This is a genomic window from Marinospirillum minutulum DSM 6287 (genome assembly GCF_000422325.1).
GTDB classification, from domain to species: Bacteria; Pseudomonadota; Gammaproteobacteria; order Pseudomonadales; family Halomonadaceae; genus Marinospirillum; species Marinospirillum minutulum.
This window is the reverse complement of the sequence record NZ_AULO01000010.1, coordinates 58,152-84,220: the sequence shown is the minus strand read 5'-3', so window position 1 is coordinate 84,220 and position 26,069 is coordinate 58,152. Positions and strand designations below refer to the sequence as shown.

Annotated in this window: 27 protein-coding genes; 13 read left to right on the top strand and 14 right to left on the bottom strand. The window is 43.2% G+C overall.

Annotated features, from left to right (window positions below; translation table 11 throughout):
* Positions 1–47: 47 nt before the first annotated feature.
* The 11 genes from H571_RS0103940 to rplU form a co-directional block, all read right to left on the bottom strand.
* Positions 48–557 carry a prepilin-type N-terminal cleavage/methylation domain-containing protein gene (locus tag H571_RS0103940; RefSeq protein ID WP_027848178.1) on the bottom strand — a complete coding sequence of 170 codons (510 nt, stop codon included), beginning with the start codon at positions 555–557 and terminating at the stop codon, positions 48–50.
* Complete coding sequence (locus H571_RS0103935) at positions 547–789, bottom strand: hypothetical protein (protein WP_027848177.1); 243 nt, start codon at positions 787–789, stop codon at positions 547–549. Before H571_RS0103935 ends, H571_RS0103940 begins: the two co-directional genes overlap by 11 nt.
* The gene (locus H571_RS0103930; protein WP_027848176.1) at positions 786–1,469 is read right to left on the bottom strand and encodes a type IV pilus modification PilV family protein; all 684 of its coding nucleotides are present in this window, start codon (positions 1,467–1,469) and stop codon (positions 786–788) included. The genes H571_RS0103935 and H571_RS0103930 overlap by 4 nt, the downstream gene beginning before the upstream one ends.
* 5 nt (positions 1,470–1,474) lie before the next feature.
* Complete coding sequence (locus tag H571_RS0103925) at positions 1,475–1,879, bottom strand: prepilin-type N-terminal cleavage/methylation domain-containing protein (protein WP_027848175.1); 405 nt, start codon at positions 1,877–1,879, stop codon at positions 1,475–1,477.
* A 134-nt stretch (positions 1,880–2,013) separates the two neighbouring features.
* Positions 2,014–3,603, bottom strand: a complete 1,590-nt coding sequence (gene murJ, locus H571_RS0103920) for a murein biosynthesis integral membrane protein MurJ (RefSeq protein ID WP_027848174.1) — start codon at positions 3,601–3,603, stop codon at positions 2,014–2,016.
* A gap of 62 nt (positions 3,604–3,665) precedes the next feature.
* Positions 3,666–3,935, bottom strand: coding sequence for a 30S ribosomal protein S20 (gene rpsT, locus H571_RS0103915; protein WP_027848173.1), 270 nt, complete (start codon positions 3,933–3,935; stop codon positions 3,666–3,668).
* 146 nt (positions 3,936–4,081) lie between these two features.
* Entirely contained in the window at positions 4,082–4,300 is a 219-nt protein-coding gene (locus tag H571_RS0103910) for a VF530 family protein (protein WP_027848172.1), read from the bottom strand.
* Positions 4,297–5,424 (bottom strand): glutamate 5-kinase, encoded by a 1,128-nt coding sequence (gene proB / locus H571_RS0103905; RefSeq protein WP_036217524.1) that lies wholly within the window; start codon positions 5,422–5,424, stop codon positions 4,297–4,299. Before proB ends, H571_RS0103910 begins: the two co-directional genes overlap by 4 nt.
* 2 nt (positions 5,425–5,426) lie before the next feature.
* A complete protein-coding gene (gene cgtA / locus H571_RS0103900; protein ID WP_027848170.1) occupies positions 5,427–6,626 on the bottom strand; it encodes an Obg family GTPase CgtA in 1,200 nt (399 codons plus the stop codon).
* A 93-nt stretch (positions 6,627–6,719) separates the two neighbouring features.
* Positions 6,720–6,977, bottom strand: coding sequence for a 50S ribosomal protein L27 (gene rpmA, locus H571_RS0103895; protein WP_027848169.1), 258 nt, complete (start codon positions 6,975–6,977; stop codon positions 6,720–6,722).
* Positions 6,978–7,006: 29 nt separating this feature from the next.
* A complete protein-coding gene (gene rplU / locus H571_RS0103890; RefSeq protein WP_027848168.1) occupies positions 7,007–7,318 on the bottom strand; it encodes a 50S ribosomal protein L21 in 312 nt (103 codons plus the stop codon).
* A 273-nt stretch (positions 7,319–7,591) separates the two neighbouring features.
* Here rplU and cysK point away from each other — a divergent pair, with 273 nt between their 5' ends.
* Together cysK and H571_RS0103880 are read left to right on the top strand one after the other, a co-directional pair.
* Positions 7,592–8,560: a cysteine synthase A gene (cysK, locus tag H571_RS0103885; protein ID WP_027848167.1), complete on the top strand. Its 969-nt coding sequence runs from the start codon at positions 7,592–7,594 to the stop codon at positions 8,558–8,560.
* An 80-nt stretch (positions 8,561–8,640) separates the two neighbouring features.
* The gene (locus tag H571_RS0103880; protein ID WP_027848166.1) at positions 8,641–9,612 is read left to right on the top strand and encodes a polyprenyl synthetase family protein; all 972 of its coding nucleotides are present in this window, start codon (positions 8,641–8,643) and stop codon (positions 9,610–9,612) included.
* Positions 9,613–9,615: 3 nt separating this feature from the next.
* On the opposite strand, the gene H571_RS0103875 is transcribed toward H571_RS0103880, so the two are convergent.
* Positions 9,616–10,845 (bottom strand): CaiB/BaiF CoA transferase family protein, encoded by a 1,230-nt coding sequence (locus tag H571_RS0103875; protein ID WP_027848165.1) that lies wholly within the window; start codon positions 10,843–10,845, stop codon positions 9,616–9,618.
* A complete protein-coding gene (locus H571_RS0103870) occupies positions 10,846–12,024 on the bottom strand; it encodes an acyl-CoA dehydrogenase (protein WP_027848164.1) in 1,179 nt (392 codons plus the stop codon). It abuts the gene before it with no gap.
* A 192-nt stretch (positions 12,025–12,216) separates the two neighbouring features.
* Between H571_RS0103870 and H571_RS0103865 the strand changes: the two genes are divergently transcribed.
* The 3 genes from H571_RS0103865 to H571_RS0103855 are packed head-to-tail and all read left to right on the top strand — an operon-like array spanning position 12,217 to position 15,720.
* On the top strand, positions 12,217–13,194 hold the full coding sequence (locus H571_RS0103865) for a TAXI family TRAP transporter solute-binding subunit (protein ID WP_027848163.1): 978 nt from the start codon (positions 12,217–12,219) through the stop codon (positions 13,192–13,194).
* A gap of 6 nt (positions 13,195–13,200) precedes the next feature.
* Positions 13,201–13,671, top strand: coding sequence for a DUF1850 domain-containing protein (locus H571_RS14115; protein ID WP_036217522.1), 471 nt, complete (start codon positions 13,201–13,203; stop codon positions 13,669–13,671).
* 30 nt (positions 13,672–13,701) lie between these two features.
* The gene (locus H571_RS0103855; RefSeq protein WP_051168134.1) at positions 13,702–15,720 is read left to right on the top strand and encodes a TRAP transporter permease; all 2,019 of its coding nucleotides are present in this window, start codon (positions 13,702–13,704) and stop codon (positions 15,718–15,720) included.
* A gap of 33 nt (positions 15,721–15,753) precedes the next feature.
* Here the strand turns inward: H571_RS0103855 and H571_RS0103850 are convergent, their stop codons facing one another.
* On the bottom strand, positions 15,754–16,290 hold the full coding sequence (locus H571_RS0103850; protein WP_027848161.1) for a hypothetical protein: 537 nt from the start codon (positions 16,288–16,290) through the stop codon (positions 15,754–15,756).
* Positions 16,291–16,405: 115 nt separating this feature from the next.
* Here H571_RS0103850 and H571_RS0103845 point away from each other — a divergent pair, with 115 nt between their 5' ends.
* The 8 genes from H571_RS0103845 to H571_RS0103810 all read left to right on the top strand — a co-directional run bounded on the left by H571_RS0103845 (position 16,406) and on the right by H571_RS0103810 (position 26,069).
* A complete protein-coding gene (locus tag H571_RS0103845; protein WP_027848160.1) occupies positions 16,406–17,179 on the top strand; it encodes a FadR/GntR family transcriptional regulator in 774 nt (257 codons plus the stop codon).
* Positions 17,180–17,389: 210 nt separating this feature from the next.
* Positions 17,390–18,682 carry a TolC family outer membrane protein gene (locus H571_RS14110; protein WP_051168133.1) on the top strand — a complete coding sequence of 431 codons (1,293 nt, stop codon included), beginning with the start codon at positions 17,390–17,392 and terminating at the stop codon, positions 18,680–18,682.
* Positions 18,683–18,778: 96 nt separating this feature from the next.
* A complete protein-coding gene (gene lpxL / locus H571_RS0103835; protein WP_027848159.1) occupies positions 18,779–19,696 on the top strand; it encodes an LpxL/LpxP family Kdo(2)-lipid IV(A) lauroyl/palmitoleoyl acyltransferase in 918 nt (305 codons plus the stop codon).
* Between the two features lie 11 nt (positions 19,697–19,707).
* The gene (locus H571_RS0103830; RefSeq protein ID WP_051168132.1) at positions 19,708–21,102 is read left to right on the top strand and encodes a sigma-54 interaction domain-containing protein; all 1,395 of its coding nucleotides are present in this window, start codon (positions 19,708–19,710) and stop codon (positions 21,100–21,102) included.
* A 77-nt stretch (positions 21,103–21,179) separates the two neighbouring features.
* Positions 21,180–22,817 carry a methyl-accepting chemotaxis protein gene (locus H571_RS0103825; protein ID WP_027848157.1) on the top strand — a complete coding sequence of 546 codons (1,638 nt, stop codon included), beginning with the start codon at positions 21,180–21,182 and terminating at the stop codon, positions 22,815–22,817.
* Between the two features lie 270 nt (positions 22,818–23,087).
* Positions 23,088–24,128 carry a TRAP transporter substrate-binding protein gene (locus H571_RS0103820; protein WP_027848156.1) on the top strand — a complete coding sequence of 347 codons (1,041 nt, stop codon included), beginning with the start codon at positions 23,088–23,090 and terminating at the stop codon, positions 24,126–24,128.
* Positions 24,128–24,739: a TRAP transporter small permease subunit gene (locus H571_RS15440; protein ID WP_051168131.1), complete on the top strand. Its 612-nt coding sequence runs from the start codon at positions 24,128–24,130 to the stop codon at positions 24,737–24,739. The genes H571_RS0103820 and H571_RS15440 overlap by 1 nt, the downstream gene beginning before the upstream one ends.
* A complete protein-coding gene (locus H571_RS0103810; protein ID WP_027848155.1) occupies positions 24,729–26,069 on the top strand; it encodes a TRAP transporter large permease in 1,341 nt (446 codons plus the stop codon). Before H571_RS15440 ends, H571_RS0103810 begins: the two co-directional genes overlap by 11 nt.

Genomic DNA, 26,069 nt, shown 5'->3' with positions numbered 1-26,069 from the left:
GAGTAGTTGATTATATAGAAGATAGCTGGTTACTAACAGCCGAACAGCTAGTTAGGGCATTTGTCAGCCAAGTCAGTATCATCTTTATCACTAACTCTGACACGCCCGGTAGGTGAAAGAACAATAGGTTTTGATCTAATTTTACTAAAACCTGTGCAAGCAAGCAGTGTCCCACCCGATTGTTGTGTAGGTAAAGGGTGAATTCTTAATGAGTGGTTTGGAAGAACAATTGGGTAACCCGTGCCGGGTGAAAAATGTACTGGCTCTTGAGTTTTATCAACCACTATAAGCAAATCACCTAGACTAACTCTTGAACTGCTACAAGTTTTGCTATCCTTCGTATTGCAAATTTTTAAAGTTTCATTTTTTAAGTTTGCCATTAAACGTGCATGATTAAGTACTGCTTGCAACCTTGCTAACTCAGCAGTTTGGCTTTGTTTCTCTAGTAGGTGTTGGTAAGAAGGCACGGCAAAACCCATTAAAAAACTAACAACCAGCAAAGCGAGTAAGACTTCTAAAAGATTGAAGCCTAGTTGTTGAGTATTTTTAATCTTCATAGCAGCCCACTGCTTTAGAGCAAACTTGGCAGAAGCTTTTATTAGTTTGGCTAGCCTTTAAATCTAACTGTATTTCAAGCCGAGTACAGTCTTGATAAAGCTTTAAGTGGTGTATCAGCACGGCTTGTTGTAGCTCTCTGCCACCAATTAAAATCATTAATAAGCTAATCAGCATTAATACAATGACCGGAACTAATACAAAGCCTTGGTTATCTTTTGCAACTTGCTTCATTGCAACATCCTAGTCCGAGCAGTGGCACTTATTAACTGTCGATAATGACCATCATTTGGCGGAACCAGTTTTTCATCCCACAAAATAAACTCACTAGGGCTGGTTTTTTTTATTGGCTGGCTTGAAGTAATTAAAAATGCAAACTGGACACCCCTTATTTTATTGCTATCAATTACTTGATTACCCTTAACCCAAGTTTTATCGTCCTCATAGAAGAATCTTAAACGCATTAATTCAACTTGGTTAACTAGCGTGTCGGAGCGAGAGGTATCTTTTTCAAAGTCTCGAAAGGCAAGACCATAGCCATAGGTTTTATCATCTAAATGAAAAAGGCTTCGCTGGGTTATATTTTGTCCGTGAGAAAGTAACATCCAGTCAGAGCTAGCAAATTGGTCAAAATTGATCGTTGAGTCTTTTGGGTAACCCAACAAAGTGTCTAGTTGCTTTAAGTTAGGGTAGTTGTTCGTTGCCTCGCCAGCTTTTAAAACTCTTTGTGCTTTATTAACGGCATTTTTTAAAGCAATTTCAGCAAGGTAGCTACGTTCTGCTAAACGTAGCAATTCAGACTGTTGGGTTTGGTATTTAATAAGCGTTGTTAAGGCATGGCTAGTAGCCAATAAGAGAAAGCTACCAAATAAGCTAACAACCAGCATTTCGATTAAAGAGAATCCTTTTTGCATGTGTTTTACTCCCTCGTTTGAAAAGCTGGGCGTACTAACTTCCTATTGCCTGTTGGTGCACGCCAGTCTAGTGATAAAGAAGTGCTGTTCGAGGTAAGCGTTAGCTGAGGTAACTGGACTAAAGCTTGGCACCAATGAGTAAAATCAAGCTGTGTAGATAAAGCACCAGTTGGGCAGCTATTACTAGAAAAAACACGCTCAAAGTCTTCTTGGCTAGAGGGGTTGATATATGCCTGAAGAAGTAAGCTTTCCAATGTTCTTGCTGCCAGAGTTTCTTGCTGGATAGTTAATTGAACTTTGGAGCTAACCGTTAAATACTGGGCAATACCTAGCACCATTAAAGAAGTTAATAATAGGCTTAGTAATAGCTCTATAAGCGTGAAACCTTGTGAGTAGCTGTTGTTAGGCATGAACTAGGCTCCTTGTTCAAGAATATCTTTTAGCCTAGTAGTTGGGATGAAAAGTGCGAGGTGAGTCTTAGTTTTTATTGACTTGAATTGAAAAGATCACATAAATAAACGTTTGTAAGTGGCGTAGCTTACATCTACTCCTGATGCTTAAAATGTTTAAGCCTTATGCCAGCTAAAAACAATACGCTTAGGTAGGTCCCAGCACCGGCTATAACTATTATGGCTAGGCGAACCACTCTCTCTGTTAAGCTTTCGCTTAGCCAAGTAGTAGCCTGAGGTGTCAGCCACAAGAGCAATAAAACCATTGCAGTTAAAGCCGTTGCCAGTTGCAAACTATAACGTCCCCAGCCAGGCGACCAGCGTAAAACGCCTTCTTTTTTTAACCCCAAAGCCAACCAGCCTGCATTCAAAAAAGCCGAAGCAGCGGTTGCTAAAGCCAAGCCCACATGCGCTAAAGGCACAATTAAAATTAGGTTAAAAATCATATTGGCTAGCATGGCTTTAATGCCAATTTTTACGGGTGTGCGGGTGTTTTGACGAGCAAAGTAGCCGGGTGCTAGCACTTTAATCAGCATAAAAGCTAACAAACCCAAAGCATAAGCCTGTAAAGCTTGGGCAGACATAACGATATCTGTGGCTGTCATAGCGCCGTATTGAAACAAAGTTATCAATAAAGGTTTAGCCAGAATAACTAAAGCGAGGGTTGCAGGCAGGCCAATTAATAGCACCATACGCAGCGACCAATCTAATAATTGAGCAAATTTATCACCATCGGAGCTGGCATGTTGGCGTGACAAGGCAGGCAGAATAATTGTTGCTATCGCTATGCCAAATACTCCCAAGGGTAGCTCCACTAGCCTATCAGCATAATAAAGCCAGCCTACGCTACCATCTTCTAAAAAAGAGGCTAAGAGAGTGTCTAGCAAGAGGTTAATTTGACTAATAGAAACCCCAAAAAGTGCTGGTGCCATGAGTTTGAGAATACGCTTAACCCCCTCATGCTTCCATTTAGGGCGTGGAATAGGGAATAAGCCAATTTGAGCTAAAAAAGGTAGCTGAAAAGCCAGTTGCACCATACCAGCAATAAGTACGCCCCAAGCAAGTGCTTCAGCAGCAGAGCTAACCAGAGGTGTTAAAAATAATGCACAGCCTATTAAGCTAAGGTTTAAAAGTACGGGGGTAATGGCTGGAATAGCAAAGCGTCCCCAAGTATTTAATATGCTGCCAGAGAAGGCGGTTAAAGAGATAAGCAATAAATAGGGGAAGGTAAGGCGTAGCAAATCAGCTGTTATGGCTTGTTTTGCTGGGTCGCTAGCAAAGCCAGGCGCAAATACCCAGACCAAAGCGGGTGCGGCCAACATGGCTAAACAGGTTAGGGTAACAAGTGATAGGCCTAAGCAGCCAGCGACAGAATCAATTAAAAGCCGGAGTTCGGCTTTGGTTTTTTTCTCAGCATATTCACTTAATACTGGAATAAAAGCTTGATTAAACGCACCTTCTGCAAAGAGACGGCGTAAAAAATTAGGAATTTTAAAGGCAATAAAAAAAGCATCAGCGGCACCACCGGCACCCACTAAAGAAGCAATGACTATATCGCGCACCAACCCCAAAATTCGTGACAGAAAAGTCATGCTACTAACGATCAGCCCTGAACCAAGTAAACTGCGTTTTTTGCGCTCAGGAGGACGGTCTTGTTTGGGTGTGACTGGTGTAGTTTTAGTCATGGTTCGGCTTTATATGTAAAAAAACCGGCTAAAAGCCGGTTTTTCTATTAGCTACCTAAAACTTAGGAAGCTTTAAGTGCTTTAACACGAGCGTTCAGACGGCTCTTAGTACGAGCAGCCCAGTTCTTGTTGAAAACACCCTTGTCAGCAATGCGATCAATAACTGGCTGTGCAGCTTGGAAAGCAGCCATAGCTTTTTCCCAGTCACCAGTTTGTACTTCTTTAAGTACACGCTTGATGCTGGTACGTACTTTAGAACGTAGGCTGTTGTTGTGCAGACGACGTTTTTCGGATTGAAGCGCACGCTTCTGGGCAGACTTGATGTTGGCCACGATAACTCCTTGGAGTTTTGCAATGATCGTAAAAGCTGGTTGTATCCAGCAGAAAATCCCAAAAACTTGTTGATCTATAGACTTAGCAACAGACCCAAATAAAGGGAAAGCGATTCTACCATAGAGAAGAGCAGAAAAGGTAGTGACTAAAAGCGTGTATTTAAATAAAGCTTTTCAACCTGTTCACGCGCCCAAGGTGTGCGGCGTAAAAACTTCAAGCTAGACTTAACTGAAGGCTCACTTTTAAAGCAGTTGATATTAATACGCTTTGCCAAGCCTTCCCAGCCATAGTGCTTTTCTAGCTGGGTGACTAGCTGCTCTAAGGTAACGCCATGCAAGGGGTTGTTGGGCTGTTGGCTGCTCATTTAATAACCACAAGATTGTCGCGGTGAATAAGCTCTGGTGATTCTATATAGCCTAAAATGCGCTCAATCTGGTTACTGGGTTGGCCTGCTAACAAGCGTGCTTCACTAGATGAGTAGTTAATTAAGCCTTTAGCTAAGCGTTGTTCGTTTTCATCAATACAAGCCACTAGTTCTCCACGTGCAAAACGGCCTCGCACTTCTTTAACGCCCACCGGTAATAAGCTTTTACCTTGTTGTTGCACAGCTTTACTGGCACCTGAATCAAGCACTAGCACACCCTTTTCTTGTAAATGACCGGCTAACCAGCGTTTGCGGGCGGTGATGGGTTCATCATTGGGCAGTAAAAGTGTGCCTAGCTCTTCACCTTCAAATAGGCGAGTTAAAGCTTGTTCAGTACGGCCACCTAAAATAACCGTTCTAGCGCCTGAGCGAGCGGCTAAACGTGCTGCACGTACTTTGGTGAACATACCACCACGACCTAAAGCACCACCGTCACCGGCAACGGCCAAGAGTGCAGGGTCTTGCGCCCTACCTTCGCTAATAAGGTTGGCATCAGGTTTTTCACGTGGGTCGGCATCAAACAAACCTAGCTGATCGGTTAGTAAAACCAGCGTATCCACTTCCAGTAGGTTGGTGACCAAAGCGCCTAGCGTGTCGTTGTCACCAAAACGAATTTCGTCAGTGGCAACTGTGTCATTCTCGTTAATGATTGGCACTACGCCTAAATCAACCAAAGTGCGCAGGGCGCTACGGGCATTTAAATAGCGTTTGCGGTTAGAGAGGTCATCGTGGGTAAGCAAAATTTGAGCGCTGTTAATGCCGTACTTTTTAAAGGCGGTTTCCCAAGTTTGAATTAAGCCCATTTGACCAACCGCAGCGGCAGCTTGAAGCTCGTGAACACTTTTTGGGCGTTGCTTCCAGCCTAAGCGCACCATGCCTTCAGCAACTGAGCCAGAAGTGACAAGTAGTAGCTCACGGCCTTGCTCTTTAAGCCTAGCCATTTGTGCTACCCAGCCTTCAATGGCAGCAACATCTAGCCCTTGGCCATCGTTAGTTAATAAAGCGCTACCAATCTTAACAAGGACTCGGCGGCTTTGGGTTAGGGTTTGGCGTTCATGCGACATAGCTATTGCACATACTCAAAATCAACATCGTAATCATCTTCGTCAAAGTCTTCATCATCTTCATCGGTATCAACGGCTTTGCGTTTGTGTCGACGATTCAGCCAAGCTTCAACACGGGCAACGGCTTCTGCTTCCATACGGGCACGAATTTGCTCTTCAGCTTGGGCGGCTTCAGGGTCATTGGCTTCAAGGGCACGCTGCTCTAGTAGCCAAGTCATGATTGCTTGACTTAGGCGTTCAGTACCTTGGTTGCTAATAGCGCTAATGCGGAAAACTGGGCCTTGCCAGTTAAGTTCACTAATAATTTTTTCACAAACAGCCTCGGCATCTTCATCTAGCATTAGGTCTAGTTTGTTAAGCACCAACCAGCGCGGACGTTCGGCAAGCGTTTGGCTGTAATTGGCTAGCTCTTTAGCAATAATGCGAGCAGCTTCTACAGGGTCGGATTGATCGACAGGTTCTATATCAATGACGTGCAGCAATAAACGGCAGCGCGTTAGGTGACGTAAAAATTTAAAACCTAAACCTGTACCTTCAGAAGCACCGGCAATTAATCCGGGAATATCGGCCATAACAAAGTGCTGATGAAACCCAACTTTAACTACACCTAAGTTGGGTACTAGTGTAGTAAAAGGGTAATCAGCTACTTTAGGTTTGGCAGCAGAAACAGAACGAATAAGCGTTGATTTACCCGCATTAGGCAAACCAAGCAAGCCAACATCAGCCATAACCTTCATTTCTAGGTTAAGGTTGCGCTCTTCCCCTTCTGTGCCTTTGGTAGTTTGGCGAGGCGCACGGTTAGTGGAGGATTTAAAGTGAATGTTGCCCAGACCACGATGACCGCCTTGTGCCACTAAAAGCAGTTGTCCATTTTCGGTAATATCGCCAATTACTTCTAAGGTATCTTCATCAACAACGCTGGTACCAACAGGAACCTTAATGTAAAGGTCTTCGCCTGCTTTACCTGCACACTGGCCACCACGGCCAGATTCACCGCTAGCGGCGCGATAATGTTTTTGGAAGCGAAAGTCGATAAGTGTATTAAGGCTGTCATCGCCCACTAGGTAAACGGTGCCGCCGTGTCCACCATCGCCACCATCTGGGCCGCCTCTAGGGACGTATTTTTCACGGCGAAAACTCATGCAGCCATTACCGCCTTTACCAGCGACTACCGTAATTCTTGCTTCATCTAAAAATTGCATTAGGTACTACCTTTGGGGTCAGAATGCCCCATATAAAAAGGCTCCACCGGTTGGTAGAGCCTTGTCTTACTATAACTTACTTGTTGAAGTAAATTAGGCTGGTACGACGCTTACAAAGCGACGACTCTTAGGGCCTTTTACTTCAAACTTAACAACACCTTCAGTTTTAGCAAACAAAGTGTGGTCTTTGCCAACACCTACGTTTGTACCAGCGTGGAACTTAGTACCGCGCTGACGAATAATGATGTTGCCACCTTGAACTACCTGGCCACCAAACAGCTTAACGCCAAGGCGTTTGCTTTCGGAATCGCGACCGTTACGAGTACTACCACCAGCTTTTTTATGTGCCATGATGTCTTACCTCAAATTCTGGATGAAAATTAACCGGAAATACCAGTAATCTTAACTTCAGTATACCACTGACGGTGGCCCTGACGCTTCATGTGGTGCTTACGACGACGGAATTTGATAATGGTTACTTTATCACCACGACCGTGATCAATAACTTCAGCAGTTACTTTTGCACCAGCGACTAAAGGCGCACCAACTTGGATGTTTTCGCCATCAGAAGTTAGTAGAACTTCGTCAAAGTTAATGGTTTCGCCAGTTGCAACTTCTAACTTCTCTAGCTTAAGGGTTTGACCTTCTTTAACACGGTACTGCTTACCACCAGATTTAATAACTGCGTACATGCTGCTCTCCATTTACTTAACTTCTTCTGGATCAGAAAGGCTACTAATACCTGTTGATGAAGGGAAACACTTTGGTAACCCTCGTGCAGGGAGCCGTCCAGACGAAAGGACGCGTGATTCTAATGCAAGCAGGCATAACAAGCAAGATTGAAACGCTTTTCTAACAAGATTTTATATTCTTATAGCAAGTCTAGCTAAGACTTAAGCATTTATTTGGTTACACTGGGTTAATAGATTTTGCCTTGACCTACTTTAGATATAAGGAAGCTACTCATGAAAGTTTTTAATGATAACTCACAGACTATAGGTAACACGCCACTAGTACGTTTAGCCCACCTTTGGCCTGCGGGTAATGTTTATGCCAAGTTAGAATCACGTAACCCAGCCGGTTCAGTGAAGTGCCGTATAGGTGCTAGCATGATTAATGCTGCCGAAGCCAGCGGCCTATTAAAGCCTGGTGTTACTCTAGTTGAACCCACTAGTGGTAATACTGGTATTGCACTTGCTTTTGTAGCGGCGGCTAGAGGCTACCGTTTAATTCTAACCATGCCTTCATCTATGTCGTTAGAACGCCGCAAGCTAGTTAAAGCTTTAGGTGCTGAAATTGAATTGACTGAACCAGCTAAAGGCATGAAAGGCGCTATTGCTAAAGCGCAAGAATTGGTTGACGCTAACCCTGATAGCTACATTATGCTGCAACAGTTTGAAAACCCAGCTAACCCCGCCATTCACGAGCAAACCACTGGCCCAGAAATTTGGCAGGATACCGACGGAAAAGTTGATGTCTTGGTTGCCGGTGTAGGCACAGGCGGGACTATCACTGGTATTTCACGCTATATTAAGAAGACGCAAGGCAAGGGGATTACCAGTGTTGCTGTAGAGCCTACCGATTCCCCAGTGATTAGCCAGAAACTTGTGGGTGCTGAACTTAAGCCTGCACCCCATAAAATACAAGGCTTGGGCGCTGGCTTTATTCCAGGTAACTTAGATTTAAATTTAGTTGACCGTGTTGAACAGGTCAGTAACGAAGATGCCATAGCTACCGCCCGTGAACTAATGAGTAAAGAGGGTATTCTTGCCGGTATTTCTTGTGGTGCAGCCACAGCCGCTGCTTTACGTTTAGCTGCTTTACCTGAATACAAAGACAAGATGTTTGTGGTAATTCTGCCTGACTCAGGTGAACGCTACCTTTCTACGCCGCTATTTGACGGTATCTTTACTGAAAAAGAGCTGGTGCAATAACACCAGCCTTTGCTTGACAGCACCCAAGCGGCTGCTAGGATACCTAGCTATTCTTACTAGCCGCTTAGGGTGTTAAATTCATGTCTGCCAGTTCCTCGCTGCACGCTGTTGTTGCTGATGATTTTGAAGCTGTTAACCAGCTGATTATCAATGAATGCCGTTCACAGGTGCCTTTGGTAGAAAAAATTGCCCACCATATAATCGACAGTGGCGGTAAACGCTTACGTCCTCTCTTAGCTTTGTTGACTGCCCGTGCGCTGGGTTATCAAGGCGACAAACACCTGCTTTTAGCTGCTTTAATTGAATTTATGCACACCTCAACGCTGCTGCACGATGATGTGGTGGATGAGTCGAGTATGCGCCGTGGTCGCCCAACGGCTAATACCCAATGGAGCAATCAGTCTTGTGTTTTAGTGGGTGATTTTCTTTATTCACGCTCGTTTGAAATGATGGTGCGGGTTAATTCCATGCGGATTATGGAGATACTTGCCAAGGTAACTTGTGTGCTTGCTGAAGGCGAAGTAATGCAGCTCACTAATGTGCGTAACCCCAAAGTAAGCGAAAAACAGTACCGTGAAGTGATTTATGCCAAAACAGCCAAGTTATTTGAAGGTGCTACCCAAACCGCTGCCGTACTGGCCGAAGCCACTTTAGAACAGCAAGAAGCCATGCGTGAATATGGCGCTCAGTTGGGTTTGGCGTTTCAGTTAATTGATGATTTGCTAGATTACCAAGGCGATGCCGCAACCATGGGTAAAAACGTGGGCGATGACCTAGCCGAAGGCAAGGCAACCCTACCGTTAATTTACGCTATGGCACAAGGTACCGAAGCAGAAGCGTTATTAATTCGCCAAGCGATACGCAAAGGTGGGTTAGATTCTTTAGATGATGTCTTGGCAATCGTGAATAAAACGGGTGCGCTAGACTACACCCGTGAGCAGGCTCGCCTTTGTTCAGAAAAAGCGAAAGCCTGCCTAGAGGTATTACCTGCTTCACAATACAAAGAGGCTTTATTGCACCTAACCGATGTGGCGCTAGGGCGTAAAAGCTAGTGTTTAGCTAGGCTTTTTATCCGCAATAATGCCTTTATCCACTAAAGCTTGAAGCTGTTCTTCGCTCAGCTTTAGCTTGTCTTTTAGCAGTTGTAAAGTATGCTCGCCCAATAAGGGTGGTGCGGTTTTTGCGTTGAGTGCTTTGCCATCAAACCTAACTGGGTTGCTAACTAAAGAAACCTTGCCTGCTTGAGGGTGAGGTAGTTCAAACGCTAGATTGCGATGTTGCACCTGCTGATCTGCAAAAACCTGTTCTAGGTTATTAATAGGGCCACAAGGCACGCCCACTGCTTCTAAGTCGCCAAGCCAATCTTGCGTGGTGCGTTCTAAAAGTAGCTTATTTAATAGTGGAATAAGCACTTCTCGGTTAGCAACCCTTAACTGATTGCTAGTAAAGCGTGCATCGGTTGCCAAGGCTTCTTGCCCTGCTACCTTGCAAAAACGTTGAAACTGACCATCATTGCCTACCGCTAAAATAATGTAGCCATCTGTCGTAGCAAAAGCCTGATAGGGAACAATATTCGGGTGAGCATTGCCCAGGCGTTGTGGTACTTTGCCAGAAGTGAGGTAGTTCAAGCCTTGGTTAGCTAAAACACCCACCTGCACATCAAGCAAGGATAAGTCGATATGCGTACCTTCACCCGTTTGTTGGCGCTGAAACAAGGCTGCCAAAATAGCATTGCAAGCATAAAGCCCAGTGAAAACATCCACAAAAGCCACGCCTACTTTTACTGGGCCACCGCCTGGTTCAGAGTCAGGCAACCCTGTTAAACTCATTAACCCACCCATACCTTGAATCATAAAGTCATAGCCAGCACGGTGAGCATAGGGGCCGTCTTGCCCAAAACCAGTAATTGAGCAGTAGATAAGGTCAGGCTTTTTGTCTTTTAAGCTGGCGTAATCTAAGCCGTATTTTTTTAGCCCACCTACTTTAAAGTTTTCAACTAATACATCGCAGTCTTCTAATAGCTGATGGATTAATGCTTGCCCTTCAGGTTTAGAGATGTCGATAGCAACGGATTGTTTGCCGCGATTAGCCGACAAGTAATAAGCCGATTCTTGCGAACCTTCTAGCCAAGGTGGTCCCCAGCTGCGGGTATCATCCCCCGCGCCGGGTTTTTCTATCTTGATAACCTCAGCACCCAAGTCGGCTAATTGTTGAGTGCTCCAAGGTCCCGCTAAAATGCGGGACAAATCAAGGACACGAACACCTTTTAATGGCTGAGCAGGCATTTAAAAGAACGCCTGAATATCAGTTTGTGCACGGCCTAAAATAAGGGCGTGAACATCGTGGGTGCCTTCATAGGTATTCACTGTTTCTAGGTTAACCATGTGGCGAATAACACCGTATTCATCAGAAATACCGTTACCACCGTGCATATCTCTTGCTAAACGAGCAATATCCAAAGACTTGCCACAGTTATTACGCTTAATTAGAGAAACCATTTCTGGTGCCCAGTTACCGCTATCCATTAAGCGACCCACTTGCAGTGCTGCCTGTAAACCTAGTGTAATTTCAGTTTGCATATTGGCTAGCTTCAACTGAACTAACTGAGTAGCGGCTAAAGGACGACCAAACTGCTTACGGTCTAGCGTGTACTGTCGTGCTGCATGCCAGCAGAATTCTGCTGCACCAATAACACCCCAAGCAATACCAAAACGAGCTTTGTTAAGGCAACCAAAAGGACCGCCTAAGCCAGAAGCCTTGGGTAGTAGGTTTTCTTCAGGTACAAAAGCGTTATCAAGAACAATTTCACCCGTAATTGAGGCACGTAAAGAAACCTTGCCTTCAATGGTTGGTGTACTAAAGCCTTCCGTACCACGTTCAACAATAAAGCCTTTAATTTTGTTGTCGTGGGCATCAGATTTAGCCCAAACAATGGCGATATCAGCGATAGGGCTGTTAGTGATCCACATTTTTTGACCAGTTAACAGGTAGCCGCCTTCAGTTTTTTTAGCACGCGTTAACATACCGCCTGGGTCAGAACCGTGATCAGGTTCGGTTAGACCAAAGCAGCCAATCATTTTGCCGCTGGCTAGCTGAGGCAGGTATTTGTGCTTCTGTTCTTCAGAACCGTAAGCTTCAATAGGGTGCATAACCAAAGAAGACTGTACGCTCATAGCAGAACGGTAACCAGAATCGACACGTTCCACTTCACGCGCAATTAAGCCATAAGCCACATGCCCCATAGCTGCACCACCATACTCTTCAGCAACCGTTGCACCCAGCAAGCCCATTTCGCCCATTTCGGTCATGATTTCTTTATCGAAGTGTTCTTCACGGAAACCTTTAAGCACACGAGGCTGTAATTTATCTTGGCAGTAAGAACGCGCTGCTGCTTGTACTTGGCGTTCGTCGTCGGTTAGTTGTTGATCAATTAAAAAAGGGTCTTGCCACTGAAAGGGGGTCATTTTTGTTCCTCAAGGCTAAAGTTTACTGGTCAAGTTGTAACTGTACATTTATTATAATAAATTGTAAAAAGCAAGCGATGGAATATAAAAAATATCAATGCTAGCCATAAGCTTCATTTTGCATTAGTGTTTTTTGGAGACTTCTTTGTGGAAGTTCACGAGTAATAATAAATATAAATTGGAGTACAGATTATGCGTAAATTTGTCTCGGCACTAGCTCTGTCTTTGCCTCTTTCTCTACTGGTAGGCACTACGACGGTACAAGCTGAACAGACCCTTTCGATTGCAACAGGTGGAACTGGCGGGGTTTATTACCCTATTGGTGGTGGTCTTGCAGAAATGATTGGCCGTCATATTCCCGGTTACACAGGTGTAGCAGAAGTAACCGGTGCTTCGGTAGAAAATATGGGGCTTATTCACCGCGAAGATTCTGATTTAGCCATTGCTTTAGCCGACTCGGTTTATAAGGCTTATCACGGCGAAGGTGTTTTTAAGGGTCGTAAAGTAGCCGATGTACGTGCGCTAGGTTCGGTTTACCCTAATGCTGTGCAGTTGGTGACCCTAGCTGGTTCGGGTATCAATTCTTTAAGTGATTTAAAAGGTAAGCGTGTTTCTTTGGGTGCACCAGGCAGTGGTACTGAAGTGAATGCGCGTACTCTGCTAGAAGCGAATGGTATTAAAACCTCTGATTTAAATGCTAGACGCTTGAATTTTAACGAAACAGGCGATGCGTTACGTGATGGTGATATCGATGCAGGTTTCTGGAGCGTTGGTCCACCGACTAGCTCAATTTTAAGCTTGGCGACTAGCCGTGATATTAAAATTATTTCATTCACCCAGCAGGAAATGGCTAAGGCAATGAAGGCAGAGCCAGTTTTTGCTCCTTACACGCTACGTGCTGGCTTGTATGAAGGTGTTAATAAGCCGGTACAAACCTTGAGTATTCCTAATGTTCTAACGGTTAACGCTTCTATGTCTGATGAGTTGGCTTATCAAATAACTAAAACGCTATTTGAGAAAGTTGAAGAGCTACGTGCTATTCACTCAGCAGCTAACGATACAACCGTTGAGTTTAGTTTAGGGTCTACTCCTATTCCTTTGCATCCAGGTGCACTGCGTTATTACAAAGAAATTGGTGAGACAATTCCTGAGCGCTTGCTAATTAAGTAATAACCCATGTTAGTGAAAATAAGAGGGTTGGTAGGCTGCTGTCTGCTTTTACTAACCCCGCTAGCTCTAGCATCACCTGCTTACCATTTGCAGGTGGTGACTAGAGATCAGCAAGTATTGCTTAGCCTACCCTTAAATGAACAAGAAAACTGGTGTTTAGTCTGGAATCACTCTGTTGCTGGTTTTGCAGTAGAGGACTGTTTTATTGTGAAAGCGGGTCAATGGTTACTTGATTCTAGCCATCAGCCTGACTTTGCAGCAGGCTTAGGGCATACCTTGGGTCGAGGCAAGCAAATAAGCGATGGGCAGGGTGGTTACTTTATTAAAGACATGGCAGTAAAAATAAGTGGTAACCAAATGCTGCTGCGTGTTGGTTCTTTGGCTGTGAATCATCGTTTTGCTTATCGCCAAACAACCCTTAGCTTGAGTGAACTGGCTGCTGGTCAGCGAGTCACACTGAAATTATTAAGAAATTAACCCAATACGGGCTTACAAAGAGATGCACCTATGAGTAATCAAGTCACCTATGACTCGGCCGAGTTAGATATAAAGCTTAAGCGAAGTGGTCCAAAGGTTGTTGAAGCAGCCATTATAATCTTGGCTATTGGCTTGTCATTATTCCAGCTATATACCGCTGGTATTGACCCTTTAGGTTTATTTTTTCAGCGTGGCGTTCACCTAGCTGTAGTGCTGATGTTGACCTTTTTACTCTTTCCACCCTTTAAAAAATCGCCACGCAATAGCTTTATGTGGTTAGTCGATTTACTGCTATTTTTAGCTGCGGCTTATTCGGGCTTTTATTTAGTTTATAACCTGGATGCAATTTTTGATCGTGCTGGTTTTTGGACACAACAAGATGTCTGGGTTGGTGTGATGACAACCCTAGTGCTGTTAGAGGCTAGCAGACGCGCTGTAGGTTTGGGGTTAACGATTATCGGGGTGGTCGCAATTCTTTATGCTTTTGCAGGTTCTCGCGGTGAGCTGCCTTGGTTAGGAGAAGGGTTGCCTGGTATTTTAAATCACCGTGGTTACACCCTAGATAGAGTGGCTGCACAAATGTACCTAGGCCAAGAAGGGATTTACGGTATTCCGCTTGGTGTGGCAGCAACCTTTGTCTTTATTTTTGTTCTTTTTGGCGCTTTTTTAGAAGTAACGGGTGCTGGTAAGTTCTTTATTGATCTGGCTTTTGCGGCAACGGGTCGTCAACGTGGTGGCCCTGCTAAAGCAGCGGTTATTGCTTCAGCAAGTATGGGTTCTATTTCTGGTAGTTCGATAGCTAACGTAGTAACAACGGGCGCTTTTACCATTCCTTTAATGAAAAGGTTGGGCTATAAGCCGGCACAGGCTGGAGGTATAGAAGCCGCTGCTAGTACAGGCGGACAAATTATGCCGCCACTTATGGGTGCTGGCGCTTTTTTAATCGCGGAATACACGCGTGTACCTTATCTAGATATAATCAAAGTGAGTGTTTTTCCTGCACTGCTCTACTTTTCAACCGTTTACCTTTTTGTGCATATCATTGCTATTAAGCAGGGCATGAAGGGTTTGCCTTCTAATGAGTTGCCCCAAGTAAAGGATGTTATGCGTCAGGGTTGGTACTTTTTATTGCCACTGATACTGCTGGTGTTTTTACTAGCGAGTGGTTATTCACCTATGCGTGTCGGTTTTTATGCAGTTATAAGTATTATTGTTATTGCGGGTCTTAATGGTTTGTGGCGTGCTTGGCAGCGAGGTAAGCAAGAAAACCGTTTAGTTGAAAGCATAAAACTAGCCCTACTAGATGGACTGCATCGTTTTTTCTTAGGTTTAGAGCTAGGTGCTAGAAATGCTGTAGCAGTCAGTATTGCCTGTGGTATTGCCGGTATTGTGGTTGCTGTAGTTGGCTTAACAGGCTTAGGGTTGAAGTTTTCATCCATGATGATTGCTTTTTCAGGTGGTAGCTTAATTTTAGCGGTGCTTTTGGTTGCGCTTGCAAGCTTAATTTTAGGTTTGGGCTTGCCCGTCACTGCTAGCTACATTGTACTGATTGTATTGGTAGGCCCTGCTTTAACCGTAGAGTTTGGTATGCCGCTGTTAGTCGCGCACCTATTGGTTTTCTGGTATTCACAAGACTCCAATGTTACGCCACCTGTGGCCTTGGCAGCTTTTGCTGCAGCAGCGATTGCGGGTAGTAAAACGATGGAAACCAGTATGCAGGCTTGGCGCTTTGCTAAAGGCTTGTATTTAATTCCACTATTTTTTGTATTTAATCCCGCACTGATTATTGGTGGGCCTCTTGAGTTAATACTCTGGAATGGCTTTTTAATTAGCTTGGCATTGATGGCTTTTGCAGGTGTGGTGGAAGGTTTCTTATTTACTTGGATGCAGACTTGGATGCGAATAGCACTTACTTGCGGGGTTATCGCAATTTATAACCCAGACTTTAAGCTACAGCTAGTAGGCAGCCTAGTTACCTTGGTTTTAGTATTGGTTAACTTTTTGCAACAGCGTAAAGAAAGCCAGCTAGTAGCAGAGCAAAGCCTATAATTAATAGGCTTGTATTCTAAAATGGCACAAGATTTATTCTTGTGCCGGACTTAGCTCCTGCAGTAGCTCTTCACGGCGAATTAGAAGCATTTTATTTACGCCATCAGTAAGTGCTAAGTCTAGATCAAATAAAGGGAAGGCAGGCTTAAGTTCACGTAGAATTTCAATAATAGGGGTGTCTTTGTCAAAGGTGCCTATGGGTAGTTTTACATTACGTCGAAGGCGACCATTAGTAGCGTCAAGTTTATGAATAGTGCTCCAGGCCATACCAAAGCGCTTTTCATCTTCTCTAAGCGGGAGTTCTATATGCACTCTTTCGCGTACAGCTCGGTCGAGGGTGATTCCTTCTACCAAATGACCAGTAAGGTGCAAAATATTTTGATCTCTAAGGTGGTTAGCGAGTCCTTCTAAATCATTTTCACCTTTAATCAATCTGTCCTTAATCAGTTCACGAATAATTTTTGCATCACCCCAGATAGGGTTTTTTAAGTAGTCCATCACTTCAAAGGTGGGTTTAAAAAGTTTATCAAAGCCTGAGTAGTAACCCAGAGTCATGTACTGACGTTCCATGTGTTGCCTCCTGTAAAAGGTTAAAACTAATGTAAGTTGTAAAATCAATCAAGTTTATTGTCATTAACCCGTATAATTGTAAGTCAATTGTACAAGTTTTTAAGAGGTTTGATCTATGAGTAACCCCTTCGAGGGGCTAGCATCACCTAAGAAAATGAAACGCTCAGATCAAATAGTTGAGTCGGTTAAGCGTTGGGTGGTGGTGCAAGATATACAGCCTGGTTATCGTCTACCAAATGAAAAGGCCTTGATGGAGCTTTTTGAATGCTCTAAAGGCACAGTTAGAGAAGCATTAAAATCACTTGAGGTACAAGGGCTAGTCACCCTTAAAACCGGGCCTAATGGTGGCGCAATTTTGGCTCAAGTACCTTTTTCTTTGGCTTCTCAATTATTACGCAATTACCTACATTTTCAAAACCCAACTGGGCCAGATATTTATCGTTTAAGAAAGCTAGTGGAGCCAGAGTTGGCTGCTTTAGTGGTTGAAGATTTAACAGAAGAAGATTTAGATAAGCTAGAAGCTTTAACTGAACAGTGCGCTTTACCGCCTAAAAACTTAGATGAGCGTTTAGCGCAAAGGATTGCTGAGCTAGATTTTCATAGTGTGTTGGCAGAACGCTGCAAAGACCCGCTGTTAGCTTTTATTGGCCAGTTTTTAAATGACCTGATTAAAGATTTGGTGATCTACAAAAAGGTGCAGTTACCAGAGCAACAAGACTTTTCAAGAGATAATCTGCACTATCACCGTGAGCTAATTAAAGCTTTTCGAGCCAAAGATACAGCTAAGGTGCACCAATTGATGAGTGAGCACATGGCTTCTGCTGAGCGATTCAACATAGAGTTAGAAGGCCAGTTGAGCAAAGGATTTTTATCAGCAACCGAGCTGTAAAATGAAATAGCTTTAGGGGGATGAAATATACATTAATATAAGCTAATATTGAGTTATTGTAATTCTTGACGGCTTAAGTAGACTGGCTAGTCTAGTTAATGTAGACTCCTGCTTTAAGTTACACTCATTTACTCGGTAATTTTAATCTGCATTTTTAGCTAATTAATCATTGTGTAGCCGCTTCTTTCAGCGCTAGAGGATATTGACCTTATGTACCGCAAAACACTTTTGGCCAGTGCGCTGGCTTTCTTCTTGTCACCCGCTTTGCATGCTGCTGGTTTGTTAGAAGTTTATCAGGATGCGGTTAAGCAAGATGCTGAGTTAGCAGTAGAACGAGCGCGTTTAGAAAAGTCACGTGCCCAATCTAGCCAAGCAACTTCCTATTTATTACCTCAAGTAACAGCCAGTGGTACTTTCTCTAAACTCGACGGTGATAACCTACCTGTAGATAGTAATACGAATATCACGCTATCCGCTAGACAGGCTCTACTTAATGGGGAAGCTTGGTATGGACGAAGCGCTGCAAAAGCGGCTTTTAACGCCGCAGAGGCCAGCTATTCAGATGCTGAACAGAATTTATTACTAAGAGTTGCTGAAGCTTATTTTAATGTGTTACGTGCCGAAGATAACCTGCGCTCCTCAGAAGCAGAAGAGCAGGCAATTAAGCGTCAGCTAGATCAAGCACAAGAACAGTATGATGTGGGCCTTATTTCTATTACCAACGTACTAGAAGCAAGAGCTGCTTATGATGGTGCGCGTGCAGCCCGCATAGGTACAGAAGCGGCTTTAATGATTAGCTATGAGGACTTAGAACAGATAACTGGCACTCGGTATGAGCAAATAGATGCTTTGAATAAAGAACTGCCCATTACTGCCCCTGTTCCTAACGATCGCCAAGCTTGGGTTGATCAAGCCTTAACTTCAAGCTTAATTTTACAAGCAGCCCGTGCTGGGTTAACTGCCTCAGAAGAAAGCCTGAAGTCTAAGCGCAGCAAGCACCTACCTACAGTGGGTTTGTTTGCTGAGTATACTGATGACTCAGACCTGCCAACGGGTCAGGGTGGTGATAAAACAGTGATAGGTGTTAGTGCAAGTATAGAAATTTATGGTGGTGGCCGCACTAGTGCTAGTATTCGTGAAGGGTCTGCAATGCTGGATGAAGCTAAGTCAAATGAAGAGCTGGCTAAACGCCAAGTGCTTCAGCAAACACGCAGTCTTTTTACCCAAGTTAGTACCGATGTACTGGTAGTGCAAGCACGTAAACTAGCTATTAAGTCGGCAGAAAGTGCTTTAGAGGCAACACGTACTGGCTACGAAGTAGGTACACGTAATATTGTTGATGTGCTAAATGCTGAGCGTGCTTTATGGGGTGCTCGCCGTGACTATGATGCCGCACGTTATAATTACGTTATTAACCAGTTGCGCTTAAAGCGAGTCGCAGGCAGCTTAGTAGTAAAAGATTTGCAAGAGCTTAATGGCTGGCTAGTTAAAGCTAAAAATTAATCTCCAACTAGTAGTAACACTAAAACCTCGGCCTAGCACCGAGGTTTTCTTTTTTCTAGTGGGTTAGAATTGCGTTTTATTTTCAGGATATTAGCTATGGCGAAATATACTTACCCTAAAGACTCTTGGTACCCACGTTATTGGTTAACTTGGTTAGCTATAGGTGCATTAACTATTGCAGCCTACTTGCCTTGGTCGGTAAAGCTATTTTTAGGCAAGGGGTTAGGTTATTTTGCTTTAGGGGTAGCTGCTCGTCGTCGCCATATTACTGAAGTGAATATAAAGCTTTGTTTTCCAGAAAAAACAGCCGAAGAACAAAAGAAACTCGTTAAAGCTATTTTCTTAGCCAATGGCATAGGCGTGTTTGAAATAGCCACTGGCTTAGTGCGTGATGTAAGTTTTTTAAGTGATCGAGTCACTTTTAAAGGGCGCGAGCATCTTGATAAGGTTTTGGCAAAAGGTGAAGGCGCAATTATTTTAGGGGTGCACTTTTCAATAATGGACTTAGGTGGTGCTTTGCATGGTTTATTTTATAAGGTTGATACCATTTATAAGCCTCACAAAAATCCAGTATTTAATCGTTTTATAGAAAGAGGGCGAGCAAAAAGCTTTACGAAACAAATTACTAGTAAAGACTTAAAAGAGCTAGTCAGAAGAGTGCGCCAAGGCAAGGCTTGCTGGTATTCCCCCGATCAGGATTTTGGTCGAAAAGTTAGTGTATTTGCTCCTTTTTTTGGCGTGGAAGCTGCCAGCATAACCATGACTGCACGTATGGCAAAAATGACTAAAGCACCTGTGATACCTATAAGAATGTGTCGGAATCCAGATAACTACACCTATACACTAGAATACCTACCACCTTTAGAAAACTTTCCTAGTGGTGATGATGTAGCTGATGCCACTCAGGTTAATCAAGTTATTGAGGCCATGATTAGGTTAAATCCAGAACAATACCTATGGATGCACCGCCGTTTTAAAACACGGCCAGACCCCAAATCACCTTCACTCTACTGAGTATTAAAAGTATGAGTATTCACTTAGGCAGAGACCTAGCTAGTTTGAATTTAGCCTTAGATGCTTTAGATGAATGGGTAGTCGTCGTTGATGAATCAGCAAAAATACTCTTCATTAATCAGCCCTATGCACAATTTCTAGGTGTTAAAAGAGAAACATCCTATGGTTGTTATGTTGTTGATGTAATTGAAAACACACGTATGCACTTGGTTGTTGAAAGTGGGCAGGAAGAGCTATCTAAACTACAAGAAATACGTGGGCGGCACATGATAGCCAATCGCTACCCCATACGTCAGGCAGGAAAAGTGATAGGGGCAATAGGTTTTGTGCTCTATCACGACACCCATGAATGGCGACAAATGAATACTCAGATTAAAGCACTGGTTTCAGAATTAGACTTTTATCGTCGTGCCTTAGATAAAGAACAAACGGGTGCTCATTACCATATTAACGACTTAATTGGACGCAGCCCTTTAATTAAAGCTGTCAATGAGAAAATTAAAAAAGTAGCCGGTGGTGATGCCTCAGTGCTCATTCGTGGTGAGTCAGGCACGGGTAAAGAGCTGTATGCTCATGCACTGCATTTGTTGTCGGAGCGCTCTAAAGCGCCTTTTATTAAAATTAATTGTGCGGCCATTCCTGAAAATTTGCTTGAGTCGGAATTGTTTGGCTATGCTGAAGGTGCTTTTACTGGCGCTAAACGCGGCGGAAAACAAGGTAAATTCCAGTTAGCTGATAAGGGCACACTTTTTCTTGATGAAATTGGTGATATGCCCCTAACAATGCAGGCAAAGTTATTACGAGTATTACAAGACCGTGAAATAGAAGCGGTGGGTTCTAATCGCTTGGTTAAAATTGATGTGCGCTTGGTTACAGCTACTCACCAGCCACTAGAAAAACTAGTTGAAGCAGGAGAGTTTAGAGAAGACCTTTATTATCGAATTAACGTCGTTTCTGTCGACTTGTCACCACTAAGAGACAGACGCGAAGACATTCCAGCGCTTGCTGAGCATTTTTTAAATAGGTTGGCTGCTCGAACAGGGCGCAGAGCACCAAAATTAACTGCTGATGCTTTGACTCGTATGCTTGAATACGCTTGGCCAGGTAATGTACGTGAAATGGAAAATGCCATTGAGTCTGCTTTTTACCTCAGCCAAGGCTATAAAATTTCTTTGCAAGCTTTACCTTCTTCTTTAACTGCTGGGTCTTCAGTTGTAGATAAAAGTTTAGTGGCGGGCACTCTGAAAGAGCAGTTAGCTATGGCAGAAAAAGAAATACTTGAACAGGCTTTAATTACTTGTAAAGGCAATCGGCAGCTGGCAGCTAAAATGCTAGGTATAGGGAAGACAACTATATACGACAAGTTATCTCGCTATGAGTTAACTAATGAGTCTTTTATTGAATAGTTACAAATTGTTTGTATTTGCAAGTGAAAGAATGTAGTAAAGTGTAATGGTGTTTAATGAGATAGAAGGATTTAGCTATGTCTAAATTAGCGGTACTGGGGTTTCGTACACGTATAGCGCTGCCATTTATAATTACTGCAGCTGCTTTGGTTTTTATTGGGTTGTTTAGTATAAATGCAGTACGCAACCTGGTTTCAGATGTTGATGAGGTAGCAGATAACTACCTGCCAGCAGTAAGTGAAATTCTTAATGGTGACCGTGATCTTTATCAGGCATTAACTGCTCAGTTTAGTTATGTAGATGCTGCTTTTAATCGTGAAAATAATACTGATAATTTAAAAGACTTTAATGAAAATGTTCAGCAAGCTAAAGAGCGTTTTGGTTTAGCGGTTAACCGTTTAAAGGGAACGGGAGTAGAAGAGCACTCTAGGGGTTTTGATCAAGCTTTTGCACAGTGGTTGGCATCTGCAAAAAAGGTTATGGCCTTGGCAGATGAAGGTCAGCCAGACGCGGCCCGTAATTTAAATATTAGTGAGACAGCACCTTTATTTAAACAGCTTAGAAATTTTTATAATGAAATTAGTGAGCATGCTGATGAGCAAGCAAACTTACGAGCAAAAGAAGCTTCTGGAGAGGCCTATTCTAGCTCTATCACTGTCTCAATTATAACGCTGTTAACCCTAGCTTTAAGCGCTGCTCTATTCTTCATTTTCTTAAAATTAATTGTGCAGTCTATTAAGCAAATTAGAGATCAACTCGATAACATCGCGCAGGGAGAAGGTGATCTAAGGCAACGCATTCCTGTTGCTAATAATGATGATCTAGGCCAATTGTCTAGCAGCTTTAATGCTGTGTTAGGTAATTTGCAGCAAATGATAGGTGCGGTACAAAATTTAACGGTGAGTTTGAAAGATGAAGCTGCAAGCTTAGCGCAGGCAGCAAAAAATAATGAGGGTGGTGTAACACAACAGGTTGATGCCATTTCTATGGTGGCCACTGCTATTAATGAAATGCATAGCGCTATAGAAGAGGTGGCAGGAAATGCTTCTCAGGCATCTGTACTTACCCAAAGTGCTGAAGAAAATGGTAATCGAGGTGCAGAGATTATTCATAACTCAACAGTGCAAGTTCGCCGTCTATCTCAGCAAATTGAAACAGCCGTTACTGCGATAAGAAAACTAGCAGAAGATTCTGAAAACATCACAACCGTTCTTGATGTGATTAGAGGCGTAGCAGAACAAACTAACTTGCTTGCCCTAAACGCAGCAATAGAAGCAGCTAGAGCAGGTGAGCATGGCCGTGGTTTTGCTGTAGTTGCTGATGAAGTAAGAACTTTGGCAAGCCGTACCCAAGAATCAACCGAAAATATTCAAACCATGATAGCTAACCTGCAATCAGGTGTTGCGGAAGTTGTTCATGTAATGGAAGCAGGCAGTAAAGAAGCGATAGCAACAGAGAAGTTATCTGCTGATACAGAAGCCGAGCTTCAAGAAATTCTACATTCAATTACACAAATTTCTGATATGAACGCTAGCGTTGCATCAGCCACTGAAGAGCAAACGCAGGTAGTCGATGAAATAAACCGTAGCATTACAGAAATTAATGATTTAGCAGCAGAGGGTGCTGAGCGCTCTAATGAGATAGGCAGCATTAGTAGCTCTTTAGCGGATTACGCACAAGAATTACAGCAGCAAACGGGGCGCTTCAAGGTATAAATGCTTTGGTTTCCTGAAATCAGGAAAGTGTTCGGATTTTAGGACGCTGTAAACCCTAGGTTTGTTGTTATTTAAGCCCACAAATTCCTTAAATCAGGAATTTGTGGGCTTTTTTGTTTGCTTAAAAGAAGATTTAAAATATATATTCATCTAACCTGTTGAATTTAAATAAATTATTGTATATTGGTATGTAGTTTGCATTACCTTAGAAGCCGCCTGCTAAGCGGTTAGTCGTTCCTAGAATAAACATAAGAATCAGGAGTAGTAATCATGATTAAAAAACCACTTGTTGCCGCTATAGCTGCTGCAACTATGGCCTTATCTACAGCCGCACTGGCTGATGGGCCAAAGAGTATTGATGTTGCTAGTACCTTCGCAACCAATAACTTCCTTGGAGCAGGTGCCCAGTACATGGGTAAGCAAGTTAATATCGCTTCTGATGGCAAAATTAAATTCCGAGTGCATGAGCCAGGTGATCTAGTACCGGCTTTTGAAGTGTTTAATGCGGTTTCTACTGGCGCTATTGATGCAGGTTGGGATTGGATGGGTTATTGGGCAGGAACCATCCCACTACTAAACTTATACGGTGCACTACCTTTTGGTCCAACGCCTGAAGCTTTTGCTTCTTGGATGTGGGCAGGTGACGGTACTAAGTTTATTCAGGCTGCTTATGATGATTACAACATTAAGGTAATGCCTTGTTTTGTATCGCCACAAGAAACCGGTGGTTTCTATAATAAAGAAATTAACTCAGTAAAAGATTTTGATGGTTTGCGTTTCCGTATTTCTGGCTTGGGTGCACGTGTACTTAATAAGTTTGGTGCTTCAACTCAGCTAGTGCCTGGCGGTGAAATTTACCTAGCGCTAGAGCGTGGACGTATTGATGGCGCAGAATTCTCTGTACCTCAGGTAGATGAAGTCATGGGCTTTAATGACATTACTAAATACTACTACTTCCCCGGTTGGCACCAGTCTGCAAGTTGGTTCTCGCTAATCATTAACAAAAATGTGTGGAATAAGTACAGCGAAAAACAACAGCAGCAATTCCAAACAGCTTGTCAGTCAACACTCGCTTGGTCTATGACTGCTTCACCACCTGAACAGATGCGTGCTATTGCGCGTATGGAAAAGAAAGAAGGTTTTGAAGTTAGACGCTTTAATGATGAAACTTTAAAAGACCTTGAAGGTGCTTGGAATGAAGTAGTAGCTGAAGAAATGGCTAATAACCCCAGCTTTAAAGAGGCTTACGAGTCACTTATGGCGCACGCCAAGCTAATTGACGGTTGGTATGACTTGCAGGAGCTAAAATAATGAACGACGCCGCTCACTTAAAAGTGGCGGCGGCACTTCACTACCTTTCTCAGCCCCTAATAGGGGTTGGGATTTGGGTGGGAAGAATGACTAGCTGGCTTGTTCTGGCAGTCATAGCCGCTGTCATGACCACCATCGTTATGAACCTTTTAGGAATGAACGAGCTGTTGCGTTGGGGTAGTGAAGTCTTTCTTTTTAATAAAGCCTTCACGATTAACTCCGCCACAGAGTTGCAATGGTACCTTTATGGTTTTCTAGTGCTTTTTTCATCAACCTATGCCTTGCATACCGATTCGCATGTGCGAGTTGATTTGCTCTACCAGCGCTTTTCACCAAGAACACAGCACCTAGTTGACTTGGTTGGGCATGTTTTTTTTCTAATTCCCTTTTGTTTAATGGTTGCTTACCTCTATTGGCCACAAGTAGTGATGAGCTTTAATTCAGGTGAACAATCAAATTTTGGTGGGCTTACGGATAGGTTCTTAATTAAAGGTGCTTTATCTGTCGCACTCTTCTTTATGGCACTTAATGCTTTAGGACGTGTTTTTTATAATTTAGCGGTTGTTTTAGATCCTAAACGAGCAACTAAGGAGCCTTTCCATGTTTATTGAGTATATGCTGCCCATTTTAATGGTGGTTTGTTTGCTGCTGGGTATCTTTACTGGCTATCCCGTTGCCTTTGTACTAGGCGGCTTGAGTATTATTTTTGCTCTGGTGGGTGATATTCCTCTGCCCTATTTAGGCATGATGGGCTCGCGTATTTTTGGCGGCGTGGTTGAAAACTGGCTGTATATCGCCATTCCACTTTTTGTATTTATGGGCTTAATGCTAGAAAAATCAGGCGTGGCAAGTCGCCTGTTATTGACTTTACAAAGATTGTTCGGGCAAGTACGTGGTGGCCTAGCTATCTCTGTTGCTTTGCTTGGTGTGGTTATGGCGGCGAGTACCGGCATAGTAGGTGCTTCAGTGGTTATGCTGGGTATGCTGGCGCTACCAGTTATGTTTAAGCAGAACTATAAAGAAGAAATGGCACTAGGCGTTGTAGCTGCTTCTGGCACGTTGGGCATTCTTATTCCACCCTCCATTATGCTGGTTTTAATGGGGTCTATTATGCAGGTTTCAGTGGGCGACCTTTTTAAAGGTGCTTTGATTCCGGGCTTAATGCTAGGTGCTTTATACGTTGCTTATTTATTGTTTATGGGCTGGCTTAAACCTGAATGGATGCCTTTAGCTGATCCTGATGACTTGGATACAGATACCACGCCTTTAGCTTTGGCTTTGTTAAGAGATTTAGTCGGTCCTGTATTTCTTATGGTGGCAGTGTTGGGTTCTATTATGAGCGGTATTGCAACACCAACCGAAGCCGCTGCTATAGGTGCTTTGGGCGCTATGTTCTTAGCAATTATTGCTAGAAAGCTTGATTATGTGACCTTAAGAGATGTTTGTTACGACACAGCAAAAAGTACGGCAATGATCGTGTTTATTGTAATAGCCGCTACTGCCTATAGTTTGATATTTAAAAGGCTAGGTGGTGATTACTTAATTATGGATATCGTTTCATCCATTGGTTTAGGTCCTTACGGTTTACTGCTATCTATTATGTTAATGATTTTTATCCTAGGATTTTTCTTAGAATGGATAGAAATTAGCTATGTTGTTTTACCCCTTTTATTACCTGTTATTAGCTTGTTAGATTTTGGTATGACCACTCAAGCAACTTTAGTGTGGTTTGGTATTTTAATGGCAATCAATTTACAAACAAGCTTCTTAACCCCACCTTTTGGCTATGCACTCTTTTATTTAAAAGGTGTGACCGAAGGAAAAGTTAAAATAACAACTATTTATAAATCAATTATTCCTTATGTGTTGCTACAAGTAACAGGCTTAATTCTCTGTATTATTTTCCCTGCCATCATACTTTGGCTACCGGGTCTTTTATAA

Bases quoted from the DNA above. Each gene is read 5' to 3' on its own strand.
- H571_RS0103940 (WP_027848178.1), bottom strand. From the start codon at position 557: ATGAAGATTAAAAATACTCAACAACTAGGCTTCAATCTTTTAGAAGTC.
- H571_RS0103935 (WP_027848177.1), bottom strand. From the start codon at position 789: ATGAAGCAAGTTGCAAAAGATAACCAAGGCTTTGTATTAGTTCCGGTC.
- H571_RS0103930 (WP_027848176.1), bottom strand. From the start codon at position 1,469: ATGCAAAAAGGATTCTCTTTAATCGAAATGCTGGTTGTTAGCTTATTT.
- H571_RS0103925 (WP_027848175.1), bottom strand. From the start codon at position 1,879: ATGCCTAACAACAGCTACTCACAAGGTTTCACGCTTATAGAGCTATTA.
- murJ (WP_027848174.1), bottom strand. From the start codon at position 3,603: ATGACTAAAACTACACCAGTCACACCCAAACAAGACCGTCCTCCTGAG.
- H571_RS0103910 (WP_027848172.1), bottom strand. From the start codon at position 4,300: ATGAGCAGCCAACAGCCCAACAACCCCTTGCATGGCGTTACCTTAGAG.
- proB (WP_036217524.1), bottom strand. From the start codon at position 5,424: ATGTCGCATGAACGCCAAACCCTAACCCAAAGCCGCCGAGTCCTTGTT.
- cgtA (WP_027848170.1), bottom strand. From the start codon at position 6,626: ATGCAATTTTTAGATGAAGCAAGAATTACGGTAGTCGCTGGTAAAGGC.
- rpmA (WP_027848169.1), bottom strand. From the start codon at position 6,977: ATGGCACATAAAAAAGCTGGTGGTAGTACTCGTAACGGTCGCGATTCC.
- rplU (WP_027848168.1), bottom strand. From the start codon at position 7,318: ATGTACGCAGTTATTAAATCTGGTGGTAAGCAGTACCGTGTTAAAGAA.
- cysK (WP_027848167.1), top strand. From the start codon at position 7,592: ATGAAAGTTTTTAATGATAACTCACAGACTATAGGTAACACGCCACTA.
- H571_RS0103880 (WP_027848166.1), top strand. From the start codon at position 8,641: ATGTCTGCCAGTTCCTCGCTGCACGCTGTTGTTGCTGATGATTTTGAA.
- H571_RS0103875 (WP_027848165.1), bottom strand. From the start codon at position 10,845: ATGCCTGCTCAGCCATTAAAAGGTGTTCGTGTCCTTGATTTGTCCCGC.
- H571_RS0103870 (WP_027848164.1), bottom strand. From the start codon at position 12,024: ATGACCCCCTTTCAGTGGCAAGACCCTTTTTTAATTGATCAACAACTA.
- H571_RS0103865 (WP_027848163.1), top strand. From the start codon at position 12,217: ATGCGTAAATTTGTCTCGGCACTAGCTCTGTCTTTGCCTCTTTCTCTA.
- H571_RS14115 (WP_036217522.1), top strand. From the start codon at position 13,201: ATGTTAGTGAAAATAAGAGGGTTGGTAGGCTGCTGTCTGCTTTTACTA.
- H571_RS0103855 (WP_051168134.1), top strand. From the start codon at position 13,702: ATGAGTAATCAAGTCACCTATGACTCGGCCGAGTTAGATATAAAGCTT.
- H571_RS0103850 (WP_027848161.1), bottom strand. From the start codon at position 16,290: ATGGAACGTCAGTACATGACTCTGGGTTACTACTCAGGCTTTGATAAA.
- H571_RS0103845 (WP_027848160.1), top strand. From the start codon at position 16,406: ATGAGTAACCCCTTCGAGGGGCTAGCATCACCTAAGAAAATGAAACGC.
- H571_RS14110 (WP_051168133.1), top strand. From the start codon at position 17,390: ATGTACCGCAAAACACTTTTGGCCAGTGCGCTGGCTTTCTTCTTGTCA.
- lpxL (WP_027848159.1), top strand. From the start codon at position 18,779: ATGGCGAAATATACTTACCCTAAAGACTCTTGGTACCCACGTTATTGG.
- H571_RS0103830 (WP_051168132.1), top strand. From the start codon at position 19,708: ATGAGTATTCACTTAGGCAGAGACCTAGCTAGTTTGAATTTAGCCTTA.
- H571_RS0103825 (WP_027848157.1), top strand. From the start codon at position 21,180: ATGTCTAAATTAGCGGTACTGGGGTTTCGTACACGTATAGCGCTGCCA.
- H571_RS0103820 (WP_027848156.1), top strand. From the start codon at position 23,088: ATGATTAAAAAACCACTTGTTGCCGCTATAGCTGCTGCAACTATGGCC.
- H571_RS15440 (WP_051168131.1), top strand. From the start codon at position 24,128: ATGAACGACGCCGCTCACTTAAAAGTGGCGGCGGCACTTCACTACCTT.
- H571_RS0103810 (WP_027848155.1), top strand. From the start codon at position 24,729: ATGTTTATTGAGTATATGCTGCCCATTTTAATGGTGGTTTGTTTGCTG.